This is a genomic window from Phycicoccus sp. (assembly GCF_035325325.1).
Classification (GTDB): Bacteria; Actinomycetota; Actinomycetes; order Actinomycetales; family Dermatophilaceae; genus Phycicoccus.
The window spans coordinates 68143-81220 of sequence record NZ_DAOLAC010000007.1 but is presented as its reverse complement, the minus strand read 5'-3'; the positions used below and the strand labels follow the sequence as shown (position 1 = coordinate 81220).

The window sequence follows — 13078 nt, the reverse complement described above, 5'->3', positions numbered from 1 at the left end:
GCCGCGCTCCTGCCCCGCTCGTCCGTCGCGGCGCTCGCGCTCCCGGGATCCCGTCGGGCTGACAGGACGCCGCGCTCCTGCCTCGCTCGTCCCTCGCAGGGCGCTCGCGCTCCCGGCATCCCGTCAGTCCCGACGTGCGACGAGGGCCGCTGCAGATCGACTCCGTCGATCTGCAGCGGCCCTCGCTCGCGGTCGGGCTGACAGGATTTGAACCTGCGACCCCTTGACCCCCAGTCAAGTGCGCTACCAAGCTGCGCCACAGCCCGTGGCTCGCCCCCTCGCGGGAGCGGTCGAAACCTTATCCCACCGCGCGGCGCCCGACCCAATCGGTCCGGGGCGGAGCGGCGCCCGGCCCCGCCCGGGGCCCTCACCCGGCTTCGTCGCGCTCCACCCGGGAACGGTTCCGGGGTGAAGCGCGGCCGTATCGGGTGACCCGATACTCGTGGGGCGAGGGGGGCGGGACGGCGGGTCAGCGGCGGGCGTTGCGCTTCTCGCGGACCCGGACCGAGATCTCGATCGGGGTCCCCTCGAACCCGAACTCCTCGCGCAGCCGGCGCTCGACGAACCGGCGGTAGCCCGCCTCGATGAAGCCGGAGGCGAAGAGGACGAAGCGCGGGGGCCGGGTGCCGGCCTGGGTGGCGAAGAGGATGCGCGGCTGCTTGCCGCCGCGGACCGGGTGCGGGTGCGCCGCGACGACCTCGCCGAGGAACGCGTTGAGCCGCCCGGTGGAGATGCGGGTCTCCCACGACTCCAGGGCTCGGTCGATCGCCGGGACGAGCTTCTCGAGGTGGCGGCCGGTGCGGGCCGAGACGTTGACCCGCGGCGCCCACGGCACCTGGACCAGGTCGCGCTCGATCTCGCGCTCGAGGAAGTGCCGGCGCTCCTCGTCGGTGAGGTCCCACTTGTTGTAGGCGATGACGAGCGCGCGCCCGGCGTCGATGACCTGCTGGATCACCCGCACGTCCTGCTCGGCGATCGTGTCGCTGGCGTCGACGAGCACGACGGCGACCTCCGCCTTCTCGAGCGCGGTCTGGGTGCGCAGCGAGGCGTAGAAGTCGGCGCCGCGGGTCTGGTGCACCCGGCGGCGGATGCCCGCCGTGTCGACGAACCGCCACGCGCGGCCACCGAGCTCGACGACCTCGTCGACCGGGTCACGCGTGGTGCCGGCGACGTCGTCGACGACGACGCGGTCGGTGCCCGTCAGCTTGTTGAGCATCGAGGACTTGCCGACGTTCGGCCGGCCGAGCAGGGCGACGCGTCGCGGCCCGCCCCGCGCGTAGGCCCCGACCGCCGAGACCTCGGGCAGGACCTCGAGGAGGGCGTCGAGCACGTCACCACTCCCGCGTCCGTGGAGCGCCGAGACCGGCCACGGCTGGCCGAGCCCGAGGTTCCACAGCGCCGCGGCGTCGGCCTCGGTGCGCTGGTCGTCGACCTTGTTCGCGACGAGGACGACCGGCTTGCCCGCGCGCCGCAGCATCCGGACCACTGCCTCGTCGTCGTCGGTGGCGCCGACCGTGGCGTCGACGACGAACATCACGGCGTCCGCGAGCTCGACGGCGATCTCGGCCTGCTCGGCGACGCGCAGGTGGATGCCCGTGGCGTCGACCTCCCAGCCGCCGGTGTCGACGACGGTGAACGGATGCCCGGTCCACTCGGCGTCGTAGGCGACGCGGTCACGGGTGACCCCCGGGACGTCCTCGACGACGGCCTCGCGCCGGCCGAGGATGCGGTTGACCAGCGTCGACTTGCCGACGTTCGGGCGGCCGACGATCGCGACGACCGGCGACGGGCCGCGCAGGTCGGCGTCGTCGTCGAGCCCGCCCTCGGCGTCCAGGAGGGCGCGGTCGTCGTCGTCGAGCTCGAAGTCCTCGAGGCCGGCCCGCAGGGCGCGCTCGACGGCCTCGGGGTCCTGGGTCTGGGTCGGGTCCTCGGTGCTCACCGCACCATCCTCCCGTACCGGGGCCCGCTCCCCCGAATCGTCCTCCTCCGAGCGCCGGTCAGCGCTCGGACTCGGTGGCGGTCGCGACGACGTCGAGCACCGCCTCGATGCTCTCGTCGAGGTCGAGGTCGGAGGTGTCGACGAGGACGACGCCCTCGGCCGCCTCGGTGAACGCGGAGACGGTGGAGTCGGCGCGGTCGCGGCGGACCACCTGGTCGCGGGTGGCCTCGACCGCGGCGGCGTCGGCGGAGCCGTGCAGCTCGGTGGAGCGGCGACGCAGGCGGGCCTCCTCGGAGGCCGTGAGCAGGACCCGGACGCGGGCGTCGGGTGCCACGACGGTCGTGATGTCGCGCCCCTCGGCGACGACGCCCCCGGTGCGCTCGGCGGTCTGCGCCATGAGCCGCCGCTGGGCCTCCTGGAGCACCGGACGCACGTCGGGGTTGGTGGCCACCGCGGTGACGGCGGCCGTCACGTCGGTCTCGCGGATCGCCCGGGTGACGTCGGTGCCGCCGACCGACACGGTGACGTGCTCGGGGTCGGTGCTCAGCTCGAGCGGGTAGCGGGCCGCGGCCTCGGCGACGGCGAGCCGGTCCTCGAGGTCGATGCCCTGCGCGAGGCACCACCAGGCGAGCGCCCGGTACATCGCCCCGGTGTCGAGGTAGCCCACCCCGAGGCGCTGCGCCACGGCCCGCGCCACGCTGCTCTTCCCGGAGCCGGAGGGACCGTCGATGGCGATGGTGAGCGGCGCGGTCATGGGTGGAGAGCCTACTGAGGACCTCAGCCGTGCAGGCGCCAGCCCCGGGCGGCCAGCGCCTCGGCGAGGTCCGTGGCCGCTGCCGGCACGACGTCGACCTCGGCGAGCCCGAAGGGCTGGCCGAGCCCGTGGTCGAGGTGGAACTCCTCGATGTTGGTCCCGATCTCGCCGATGTCGGCGAACAGCCGCCCGAGCTGGCCCGGCTCGTCCGGGATGAGCACCCGGACCGTCGTGTACGCGGTCGGGGCGGCCCCGTGCTTGCCCGGGATGCGGGCCTGGCCGGCGTTGCCGGCCGCCATGGCCCGGGCGAGCGTGCCACGGGCGCCGACGGCGTCCTCGCCGCCCTCGAGCGCGGCCAGGGCCGCGACGACACCGTCCAGGTCGGCGGCCAGGGCGGCGAGCACCTCACGGACCGCTCCCGCGTTGCCGGCGAGGATCTGGGTCCACAGGTGCGGGTCGCTCGCGGCGATCCGGGTGACGTCGCGCAGCCCCTGCCCGGCGAGCGAGACCGCCGCCTCGTCGAGGGTCTCGAGCCGCGCGGCCACGAGGCTCGCCGCCAGCTGCGGCACGTGCGAGACGGCCGCCACCGCCCGGTCGTGCTCCTCCGGCGGCAGCCGGCGCACCGCGGCGCCCGCCGCCCGTGCGACGGAGGTGACGAGCTCGAGCACCTCGGGCAGCGTCACGTCGGTCGGGGTGAGCACCCACGCGCGGCCGTCGAAGAGGTCGTGCCGGCCCGACACCGCGCCGGACCGCTCGCGCCCCGCCATCGGGTGCGAGCCGCAGTAGCGGGCGAGGTCGGCGCCCGCCGACCTCAGCGCCGCGAGGACGGCCCCCTTGACCGACGCGACGTCCGTGACGCCGGCGGCCGGCCACCGCTCGAGCGCCGAGAGCACGCAGGCCGCGGTGACGTCCGGCGGCGCGGCGACGATGACGAGGTCGGGCGAGAGCTCCTCCCCCGGAGCCGGGAGCCGGCCGGCCCCGAGGTCGCGGGCCAGCGCCGCGTGCGTCGGGACGGCGTCCTCGAGGGTCACCTCGTCGCCGTGCCGCGTCAGCGCGAGGCCCAGGGAGGTGCCGATCAGCCCGGTGCCGACGACGTGGACGCGCATCAGAGACCGGCGGCCTTGTAGAGGGCCGCGACCTCCGTGCTCGACAGCGCCCGGAACTTCCCCGGCTTGGTGTCGCCGAGGCGCACCGGCCCCACCTGCGTCCGCACGAGGGACTGGACCGGGTGGCCCACCTCGGCGAGCATCCGCCGGACGATGTGCTTGCGCCCCTCGTGGAGGACGACCTCGACGATGGCCTTGCCCGGCTGGGAGTCGACGACCTTGAAGGAGTCGACCGCGACCGGGCCGTCCTCGAGCTCGACGCCCTCGCGCAGCCGCCGGCCCAGGTCGCGCGGCACCGGGCCGGGGATCTGCGCCAGGTAGGTCTTGAGGACGCCGTAGCGCGGGTGCTGCAGCCGGTGCGCGAGGTCGCCGTCGTTGGTCAGCAGCAGCAGGCCCTCGGTGTCGGCGTCGAGCCGGCCGACGTGGAAGAGCCGCTCCTTGCGGTCCCCGAAGTAGTCGCCGATGTCGACCCGGCCGAGCTCGTCGCTCATCGAGGTGACGACGTTGAGCGGCTTGTTGAAGGCGAGGTAGACCCGCGACTCGTCGAGCTGCACCCGCTCACCGTCGACGTGGACCACCTGAGTGGCCCGGATCCGGACCCCGAGCTCGCGCACCACCTGGCCGTCGACCTCGACGCGGCCCTGGCTGATGAGGTCCTCGCAGACCCGACGTGAGCCGACGCCGGCCGCGGCGAGCAGCTTCTGCAGGCGGACGCCGTCGGGGTCGTGGACGTCGACGACCGGGCGCTGCGGCTCGGGCTTGGGCCGGGTCGGCTGGCTGCGCCGGGTGTTGCCACCCCCGCGGCCGGCTCCCCCGGCGCCGCGCGGCCGCTGCTGGCGGTCCCCGGAGCGCTGGCCGCCCCGGCCCTTCGGCGGGGTCATCCCCGGCCTCCTTCGGCGATCTCGTCCAGCACGTCGACCTCCGGCAGGTAGGGGGCGAGGGCGGGCAGCTCCTCGAGGGACTGCAGCCCGAGGCGCTCGAGGAAGTACGACGTCGTGCCGTAGAGGGTGGCCGTGGACTCGTGGTCCTGGCCGACCTCCTCGATGAGCCCGCGGGTGAGGAGCGTGCGGATGACGCCGTCGACGTTGACCCCGCGCACCGCGGCGACGCGCGAGCGGGAGACCGGCTGCCGGTAGGCGATGACGGCCAGCGTCTCGAGCGAGGCCTGGGTGAGCCGGGCCTGCTGGCCGTCGAGGACGAACCGCTCGACGACCGGGGCGTACTCGTGCCGGCTGTACATCCGCCAGCCGCCACCGACCTGGCGCAGCGTGAACCCGCGGTTCTGGGCGGCGTAGCCGTCCTCGAGCTCGGCGAGGGCCACCTCGACGTCGGCGACCGGCTGCTCGAGGGCCGAGGCGAGGGCCGGCGTCGTGACCGGCTCGTCGACGACCATGAGCACCGCCTCGAGGGCGCCGTGGATGCCGCCGGGGAACTCGGCGACGTCGAGCGCCAGCTGCTCCTCCGGTGCGGCGTCGGGGGCGGCCGCGGCCACCTCCGGCTCGGGCTCACTCATCGGGGGTCTCCTCGGTGCTCGGGGGTGCGGGGTCGGCCGGCGGGTCGTCCTCGCCCGGCGGCGACTCGTCGAACTCGTCGGTGACCTCGATGTCGCCCTCCTCCGGACCGGTCCAGCGCACGGTCAGCTCGCCGAGCGCCTCGGCCTGCTCGAAGCCGATGGCCGCCTCGCGGAACAGCTCGAGGAGGGCGAGGAAGCGCGCGACGACGACGAGCGTGCTGTCGGCGTCCGCGACGAGGCTGCGGAAGGACGCGACCCGCTCGCGGCGCAGCCGGGCGCCGATGACCCCGGCCTGCTCGCGCACGCTGACCTGCGGCGCGTGGAGGTGGGTCAGGCCGACGGTCGGCGGGGCCTTCGGGGTCATCGCCCGCGCGGCGATCATCGCCAGCTGCTCGGGCGTCACGGTCATGACCAGCTCGGGGAGCAGGGCCGCCAGGTGCGGCTCCAGCGCGACCGAGCGCGGCTGGCGGCGGCCGGCGGTGGCCATCCGCTCGCCGAAGGTGTGCGCGATGTCCTTGAAGGCCCGGTACTGCAGCAACCGCGCGAAGAGGATGTCGCGGGCCTCGATGAGCGCGAGGTCGTCCTCGTCCTCGGGGCCGGCCTGCGGCAGCAGCCGGGCGGCCTTGAGGTCGAGCAGGGTCGAGGCGACGACGAGGAACTCGGTGGCCTGCGAGAGGTCCCACTCGGTCTCGCCCTCGCGCGCGGCGCGGATGAACGCGATGAACTCGTCGGTCACCGACGCGAGGGCGATCTCGGTGATGTCGAGCTTGTGCTTGCTGATCAGCCCGAGGAGGAGGTCGAAGGGGCCGGAGAAGTTCTCGAGGTGCACCTCGAACGGGGTCGCCGCCGCCCGGCGGGTGATGACACCGCCGGGGACGACCGCCTCCTGCTCCGCGGCCCCGGGGGGCGAGGACATGCGGGTCAGGCCGCCCCGCCGCGGGCGATGAGCTCGCGGGCGAGCTGGCGGTAGGCCTCGGCGCCCTTGTGCGCGCCGTCGTAGGTCGTGAGCGGTTCGGCGGCCAGCGAGGCGTCCGGGAACTTCACGGTGCGCGAGATGACGGTGTGGAACACCTGGTCGCCGAAGTGCTCGACGACGCTCGCGACGACCTCCTTGGAGTGCAGCGTGCGGCCGTCGTACATCGTCGCGAGGATGCCGTCGATGGTCAGCCGCGGGTTGAGCCGGTCGGTGATCTTCTCGATCGTCTCGACGAGGAGGGCGACCCCGCGCATCGCGAAGAACTCGCACTCGAGCGGGATGACGACCCCGTGCGCGGCGGTGAGCGCGTTGACGGTCAGCAGGCCGAGCGAAGGTTGGCAGTCGACCATCACGACGTCGTAGTCGTCCATCACCGGGCGCAGCACGCGGGCCAGGATCTGCTCGCGCGCCACCTCGCCGACGAGCTGGACCTCGGCGGCGGACAGGTCGATGTTGGCCGGCAGGACGTCGAGGCCCGCGACCTTCGTCTGCTGGATGACGTCGCGGACGTCGTGGCCGCGCTCGACGAGCAGGTTGTAGACCGTGACGTCGAGCTCGTTGACGTTGATGCCGAGGCCGACCGACAGGGCCCCCTGGGGGTCGAAGTCGACGAGCAGCACCCGGCGACCGAGCTCGGCCAGGGCCGCGCCGAGGTTGATGGTCGTCGTCGTCTTGCCGACGCCGCCCTTCTGGTTGCACATGGCGATGATCCGCGCCGGCCCGTGGCTGGTCAGCGGGGCGGGAACGGGGAAGTCGGGCATCGGGCGACCCGTCGGTCCGACCTGTCCGTCGATGCGGATCTGGAACGCCGCGTCGGTCTCGGCCAACTCTCTACTCCCCGGTGCCTCTCGTGCGTCGGTCAGCCTCTCGCTGATCGGGCTCGACCCTATCAGCGCACGCGGTCCTGCTCAGCGGGCGCGCGGGTGGCTCTGGGCGTAGACCTCGCGCAGCTGCTGGACGGTGACCCGGGTGTAGATCTGGGTGGTCGTCACCGAGGCGTGCCCGAGCAGCTCCTGGACGACGCGCACGTCGGCCCCGCCTTCGAGCAGGTGGGTCGCGAACGAGTGCCGCAGCGTGTGCGGCGAGAGGTGCCCGGTGAGCTGGGCCTGCTCGGCGGCGGCCCGCAGCACCGCCCACGCGCTCTGTCGCGAGAGCCGGGCCCCCCGCACCCCGAGGAAGACCGCCGGGGTCCCCCGGCCGTGCCCGCCCAGCGCCGGGCGCCCGCGGACGAGCCACGCCGCGAGGGCGGCGGCGGCGTACGACCCGAGCGGGACGATCCGCTCCTTGCCGCCCTTGCCGCGCAGCCGGACCACGCCCTCGTCGGTGTCGAGGTCGTCGACGTCGAGCCCGACCGCCTCCGAGATGCGCGCGCCCGTGCCGTAGAGCACCTCGAGGAGGGCCCGGTCGCGCAGCGAGGTCGGGGTGTCCCCCACCGACGCCGCGTCGAGCAACCGCTCGACGTCGGCCAGCGGGATGGCCTTCGGCAGCCGGTCCGGGGTGCGTGGGGGCGCGACGTCACGGGACGGGTCGTCCGCGAGGACCCCCTCGAGCGCCAGGAAGCGGTGCAGTCCCCGGACGGCGACGAGGGTGCGGGCGGCCGACGAGGCCGCGAGGGGCCGGTGCTCGGCGTCCCCCTCGCGCAGGCGGGCGAGGAACTCGGTGACGTGCGCCTCCGTCACCTCCTCCGGCCGGGTCACGCCGGCGGCGGCGAGGTGCCCGGCCCACCGGGCGAGGTCGCGGCGGTACGCGGCCAGGGTGTTGGCCGAGACGCCCCGCTCGACGTCGAGGTGGGTCAGCCACGCGTCGACGGCCCGCCCCACGGGCGTGGGACGGGCCGTCGACGGCGGGTCGCTCGCGGTCAGGAGAGCGCCTCGTCGAGGGAGATGCTGTCCATCCCGAAGGCCTCGGCCACCGCGCCGTAGGTGATGTGGCCGGCGTGCGTGTTGAGGCCGAGGGCGAGGGCGCGGTCGGCGCGGGAGGCCTCGAGCCAGCCCTGGTCGGCGAGCTTGGTGGCGTAGGAGAGGGTGGCGTTGGTCAGCGCCCACGTCGAGGTGTGCGGCACCGCGCCGGGCATGTTCGCCACGCAGTAGTAGACCGAGTCGTGCACCGGGAAGGTCGGGTCGGCGTGGGTCGTCGGCCGGCTGTTCTCGAAGCACCCACCCTGGTCGATGGCGACGTCGACGAGCACCGAGCCGGGCTTCATCTGGCTGACCATCTCGTCGGTGACCAGCTTGGGCGCCTTGGCGCCGGGGATGAGGACGGTGCCGATGACGAGGTCGGCCTCGAGCACCTGCTCGCGCACCGACATCGCCGAGGACGCGATCTGGGCCACCCGGTTGTCGTAGCGCCAGAAGCTCATCCGGAGCTTGTCGAGGTCGGTGTCGAGGAGGGTGACGTTGGCGCCCATCCCGAGCGCGATGTTCGCCGCGTTCTGGCCCGCGACGCCGGCGCCGAGGACGACGACGTTGGCGTTGGCCACGCCGCCGATGCCGCCCATGAGGACGCCGCGCCCGCCCTGCGCCTTCATCATCGCGTGGGCGCCGACCTGCGGTGCGAGACAGCCGGCGACCTCGGACATCGGGTAGAGCAGCGGCAGCAGGCCGGACGGCAGCTGCACGGTCTCGTAGGCGATCGCCGTGACCTTCTTCTCGACGAGCTCGCGGGTCAGCGGCTCGTCGGCGGCGAGGTGGAGGTAGGTGAAGAGGGTGAGTCCCTCGCGGAGGCGGTGGTACTCCTCCGCGACCGGCTCCTTGACCTTCATCACCATGTCGGCGTCGCCCCAGACGTCGTCGGCGTCGCCGACGATGCGCGCGCCCTGGGCGACGTACTCGTCGTCGGTGATCGAGGACCCGAGGCCGGCGCCCTGCTGGACGAGGACCTCGTGGCCGCGGCGGACCAGCTCGTTGACGCCGACCGGCGTGATGCCGACCCGGAACTCGTTGTTCTTGACCTCGGTGGGGATGCCGACCTTCACGGTGATCTGTGCCTGTCTCGTGTCGAGGGCCGCGGGCGTCGTTGCCCACGGAGCCGCCTTTCGGCTGGAGCGCGATGGAAGTCTAGTGCTGGCCCGACCGGCCCCGAACCAGGGAGGACCCCCGTGAAGCTCTACAGCGACCTGCCCGCCCGACGCACCGCGCAGGTGCTCGCCGACGTCGGTGTCGTCGGCTGGGTCTACCTCTGGGTCCGGGTCGGCCAGCGGGTCCACGAGACGACGTTGACCCTCGCCGAGCCGGGCCGCCGGCTCGAGGCCGCCGGCACCGGCTTCCGTGGCCGGATGACCGACGCGGGCAACTCGGTCGACGGCCTGCCGCTGCTCGACGACCGGGTCGCGGCGCCGTTCCGCTCGGCCGCCGGGATCGGCGACGACTTCGCGTCGGCGGGCCGCGACCTCGTGGGCGCGGTCGAGCGCCTCGCGACCCTGCTCGGCCTCGTCGTGGCGCTCGCGCCGATCCTCCTCGTCGTCGCCACGTGGCTGCTGCTCCGGTGGCGGTTCGCGCGCCGCGCGACCGCGGCCCAGCGCTTCGTCGACGCGGCCCCGGACCTCGACCTCTTCGCCCTGCGGGCCATGGCGAACCAGCCGATGACGCGGCTCGCCCGCATCTGCGACGACCCGGCGGGGGCGTGGCGGCGTGGTGAGCCGGACGTCGTGCGGGCGTTGGCCGTCCTCGAGCTGCGGGAGTCGGGGCTGCGCCCGCCCCCGCCCAGCCCGCCGGCCTGACGACGCCCCGGCCCCGGCCCCGGGTCACACGCGTATCGGGTCACCCGATACGACCGCGCTCCACCCCGGAACCGTTCCCGGGCGAAGCGCCGCGTTATCGGGTCACCCGATACGCGAGGGACGGGTGGGGTCAGGCGGGGGGCGGGACGACGGTCGGGCGCAGGTCGGCCGCCGGGCACTCCCACGTCGTGGCGTCGGCGTCGACCTGCTCCCCGGAGCGGATGTCCTTGACCTGGTCGCCGCCGTCGTCGCCCGCGCCGGGGAACCACACGAAGGGGATGCCGCGCCGGTCGGCGTAGCGGATCTGCTTGCCGAACTTCGCCGCGCTCGGCGCCACCTCGCACGGGATGCCGTTGGCCCGCAGCGCCGCCGCCACGGCGCGCGAACGACCGCGCGACTCCTCGTCGTTGACGGCCACGAGGACCGCCGCCGGCGTCGACCGGCTCGCGGTGAGCCCGCGCTTGGTCACGAGCAGGTGCACGAGCCGGGTCAGGCCGATCGAGATGCCGACGCCGGGATAGGTCGTGCGACCGTCCGAGGCGAGGGAGTCGTACCGCCCACCGGAGCAGACCGACCCCCACGACTCCGACCCCACGAGCTGGGTCTCGTAGACCGTGCCGGTGTAGTAGTCGAGCCCGCGGGCGATGCTGAGGTCGGCGACGAGCACGCCGGGCGCCTGCTCCATCCCGGCCGCGATGACGGCCGAGAGCGCCTCGAGCCCCTCGTCGAGGGTCGGGTGCGAGACACCGAGCGAGCGCACGGCCTCCACGAAGGACAGGTCGTCGGCGCGGATGCCGGCCAGCTCCAGCACCAGCCGCGCCTGGTCCTCGGACGCACCCGACTCGACGAGCATCTCGGCCACCGGGCCCGGCCCCACGCGAGCGAGCCGGTCGACGATGCGCAGGGTGGTGACGACGTCGGTGAGCCCGATCCCGAGGAAGAAGCCCTCGGGGATCTTGCGGTTGTTCACCTGGATGCGGAACTCCCCCACCGGCAGGCGGCCGAACGCCTCGGCGATGACGAGCGGCATCTCGGCCTCGAAGTGCGGCGCGAGCTCGCCGACGTCGACGACGTCGATGTCGGCCTGGGTGAACTCGCGGAACCGGCCCTCCTGGGGCCGTTCGCCGCGCCAGACCTTCTGCACCTGGTAGCGGCGGAACGGGAACGCCAGCCTCCCCGCGTTCTCGAGCACGTACCGGGCGAACGGCACGGTGAGGTCGAAGTGCAGGCCGAGCGCGGCATCCCGGCCGCTGTCGTCACCGGCCAGCCGGCTGATGCCGTAGATCTCCTTGTCGGCGTCGCCGCCCTTGCCGAGCAGCCGCTCGACCGGCTCGACCGCCCGGGTCTCGAGCGGGGCGAAGCCGTGCAGCTCGAAGACCTCGCGGATGACGTCGAGGAAGTGCAGCTCGAGGAGCCGATCGGCGGGCAGGAGCTCGGGGAAGCCCGAGATCGGGGTGACCTTGGTGGCGGGCGCGTTCACGCGGTCAATCCTCGCAGGTAGGGGTTGGTGGCCCGCTCGCGGCGCATCGTCGTGGCCGGGCCGTGGCCGGTGAGGACGAGGGTGGAGTCCGGCAGCGGGAGGACGACGTCACGCAGCGACCGCTGCATCGCGGCCCCGTCGCCGCCGGGCAGGTCGGTGCGGCCGATCGAGCCGGCGAAGAGCACGTCGCCCGAGACGACCGTGCGGTCCAGTCCCTCCTCGGCCGGGAGCCCGTCGGGGACGACGTCGAGCGCGAACATGACCGACCCCTCGGTGTGCCCCGGGGCGTGGAGGACGTCGACCCCGAGGCCGGCGAGGTCGAGGCGCTGGCCGTCGGCGACGTCGACGACCCGCTCCGGCTCGCGCCACGTCGCCCGCTGACCGAACTGCGCCTCCATCATCGCCAGCGTGCCGGGGTCGATGCTCGTGAGCGGGTCGGTGAGCCGGTACCGGTCCTCGGCGTGCACGTACGCCGCGGTCCGGCCCCCGCACACGGGGGTCACCGAGTAGACGTGGTCGAGGTGGCCGTGGGTGAGCAGCACCGCGGCCGGTCGGAGCCGGTGCTCGGCGAGCACGTCGCGCAGGGTGTCCTCGACCCCGATGCCGGGGTCGACGACGAGGCACTCCTCGCCCGGACCGGGCGCGAGGACGTAGCAGTTGGTCCCGAAGGCGGCGGCGGGGAAGGCGACGGCGAGCACGCGGCGAGCCTAACGGCGGCCTCTGCCTACACTGGGCGCCGCTGTTCGTTCGACGACGACGAAGGACCACGGGGTGACCAGGAAGCAGGAACGCGCACGGGCCCGCCGGCGCTGGGAGAAGCAGCAGGCCCGTCAGGCGCAGCGCGAGGCCGACCGCGCCCGGCTGCTGCGGGTCGCCTCCGTCGGCGGCGTCGTCGTCCTCGTCGTCGGTCTGCTCGTCGTCCTCGGACTCACCGTCGGGCGCTCCTCGGGCACGTCCGACGCGGCGGGCGCGGGCAAGGACAACCAGTCGACCGAGGTCGTCGCCGGGTGCCAGCCGCCCCCCTCTCCGCTCGGGACGGGCGCCGAGCTCACCCTCCCGGACAAGAAGACCGCGGCCGGCAAGACGTTCACCGCGACGATCACGACCAACTGCGGCGACCTCGTCGTGCGGCTCGACGGCACGAAGGCACCGCAGGCGGTCGCGTCCTTCCTCCAGCTCGCCCGCGAGCAGTACTGGAAGAACTCCCCGTGCCACCGCCTCACGACCGGCGCGACCTTCAAGGTCCTCCAGTGCGGTGACCCGACCGGCACCGGCCAGGGCGAGCCGGGCTACGGCTTCGGCGTCGAGAACGCCCCGAAGGACGGCACATACACGCGCGGGACGCTCGCCATGGCCCGCACCACCGACCCGAAGAACGGCAACGGCGGCCAGTTCTTCATCGTCTACGGCGACACGAAGATCCCCGACCCGAGCGGGTACACCGTGTTCGGCACGGTCACCTCGGGGTTGGATATCGTCGACCGGGTCGCCGCGGAAGGGGTCGCACCCAACGACACCTCCCCCGACGACGGCGCACCGGCCGCACCGATCAGCATCCTGCGGGTTGCTGTCACCGAGGAGAAGTCCTGACC

At 74.1% G+C, this 13078-nt stretch carries 13 protein-coding genes and 1 tRNA gene; 2 read left to right on the top strand and 12 right to left on the bottom strand.

Annotated elements, in window-relative coordinates:
• Positions 1 to 192 precede the first annotated feature (192 nt).
• The 10 genes from PKA89_RS07000 to ald form a co-directional block, all read right to left on the bottom strand.
• Positions 193 to 266 (bottom strand) — tRNA-Pro (locus tag PKA89_RS07000).
• 203 nt (positions 267 to 469) lie between these two features.
• Positions 470 to 1939 carry a ribosome biogenesis GTPase Der gene (gene der / locus PKA89_RS06995; RefSeq protein ID WP_324417955.1) on the bottom strand — a complete coding sequence of 490 codons (1470 nt, stop codon included), beginning with the start codon at positions 1937 to 1939 and terminating at the stop codon, positions 470 to 472.
• Positions 1940 to 1997: 58 nt separating this feature from the next.
• A complete protein-coding gene (gene cmk / locus PKA89_RS06990) occupies positions 1998 to 2693 on the bottom strand; it encodes a (d)CMP kinase (protein WP_324417953.1) in 696 nt (231 codons plus the stop codon).
• 23 nt (positions 2694 to 2716) lie between these two features.
• Positions 2717 to 3799: a prephenate dehydrogenase gene (locus tag PKA89_RS06985; RefSeq protein WP_324417951.1), complete on the bottom strand. Its 1083-nt coding sequence runs from the start codon at positions 3797 to 3799 to the stop codon at positions 2717 to 2719.
• The gene (locus PKA89_RS06980) at positions 3799 to 4680 is read right to left on the bottom strand and encodes a pseudouridine synthase (RefSeq protein WP_324417949.1); all 882 of its coding nucleotides are present in this window, start codon (positions 4678 to 4680) and stop codon (positions 3799 to 3801) included. Before PKA89_RS06980 ends, PKA89_RS06985 begins: the two co-directional genes overlap by 1 nt.
• Positions 4677 to 5312 carry an SMC-Scp complex subunit ScpB gene (gene scpB / locus PKA89_RS06975; protein ID WP_324417948.1) on the bottom strand — a complete coding sequence of 212 codons (636 nt, stop codon included), beginning with the start codon at positions 5310 to 5312 and terminating at the stop codon, positions 4677 to 4679. Before scpB ends, PKA89_RS06980 begins: the two co-directional genes overlap by 4 nt.
• On the bottom strand, positions 5305 to 6228 hold the full coding sequence (locus PKA89_RS06970; protein WP_324417947.1) for a ScpA family protein: 924 nt from the start codon (positions 6226 to 6228) through the stop codon (positions 5305 to 5307). The genes scpB and PKA89_RS06970 overlap by 8 nt, the downstream gene beginning before the upstream one ends.
• Before the next feature lie 5 nt (positions 6229 to 6233).
• Positions 6234 to 7049 carry an AAA family ATPase gene (locus PKA89_RS06965; RefSeq protein ID WP_324418033.1) on the bottom strand — a complete coding sequence of 272 codons (816 nt, stop codon included), beginning with the start codon at positions 7047 to 7049 and terminating at the stop codon, positions 6234 to 6236.
• A 147-nt stretch (positions 7050 to 7196) separates the two neighbouring features.
• Complete coding sequence (gene xerD / locus PKA89_RS06960) at positions 7197 to 8108, bottom strand: site-specific tyrosine recombinase XerD (protein WP_324417945.1); 912 nt, start codon at positions 8106 to 8108, stop codon at positions 7197 to 7199.
• Between the two features lie 38 nt (positions 8109 to 8146).
• Positions 8147 to 9262, bottom strand: a complete 1116-nt coding sequence (gene ald, locus PKA89_RS06955; RefSeq protein WP_324417943.1) for an alanine dehydrogenase — start codon at positions 9260 to 9262, stop codon at positions 8147 to 8149.
• Positions 9263 to 9385: 123 nt separating this feature from the next.
• Here ald and PKA89_RS06950 point away from each other — a divergent pair, with 123 nt between their 5' ends.
• Complete coding sequence (locus PKA89_RS06950; RefSeq protein WP_324417941.1) at positions 9386 to 10006, top strand: hypothetical protein; 621 nt, start codon at positions 9386 to 9388, stop codon at positions 10004 to 10006.
• A gap of 130 nt (positions 10007 to 10136) precedes the next feature.
• Here PKA89_RS06950 and hisS read toward each other — a convergent pair whose 3' ends face one another.
• Together hisS and PKA89_RS06940 are read right to left on the bottom strand one after the other, a co-directional pair.
• On the bottom strand, positions 10137 to 11486 hold the full coding sequence (gene hisS, locus PKA89_RS06945; protein WP_324417939.1) for a histidine--tRNA ligase: 1350 nt from the start codon (positions 11484 to 11486) through the stop codon (positions 10137 to 10139).
• Entirely contained in the window at positions 11483 to 12184 is a 702-nt protein-coding gene (locus PKA89_RS06940; protein WP_324417937.1) for an MBL fold metallo-hydrolase, read from the bottom strand. Before PKA89_RS06940 ends, hisS begins: the two co-directional genes overlap by 4 nt.
• 73 nt (positions 12185 to 12257) lie before the next feature.
• On the opposite strand from PKA89_RS06940, the gene PKA89_RS06935 reads away from it, so the two are divergent.
• Positions 12258 to 13076 carry a peptidylprolyl isomerase gene (locus tag PKA89_RS06935; RefSeq protein ID WP_324417935.1) on the top strand — a complete coding sequence of 273 codons (819 nt, stop codon included), beginning with the start codon at positions 12258 to 12260 and terminating at the stop codon, positions 13074 to 13076.
• The last annotated feature ends 2 nt before the right edge of the window (positions 13077 to 13078 follow it).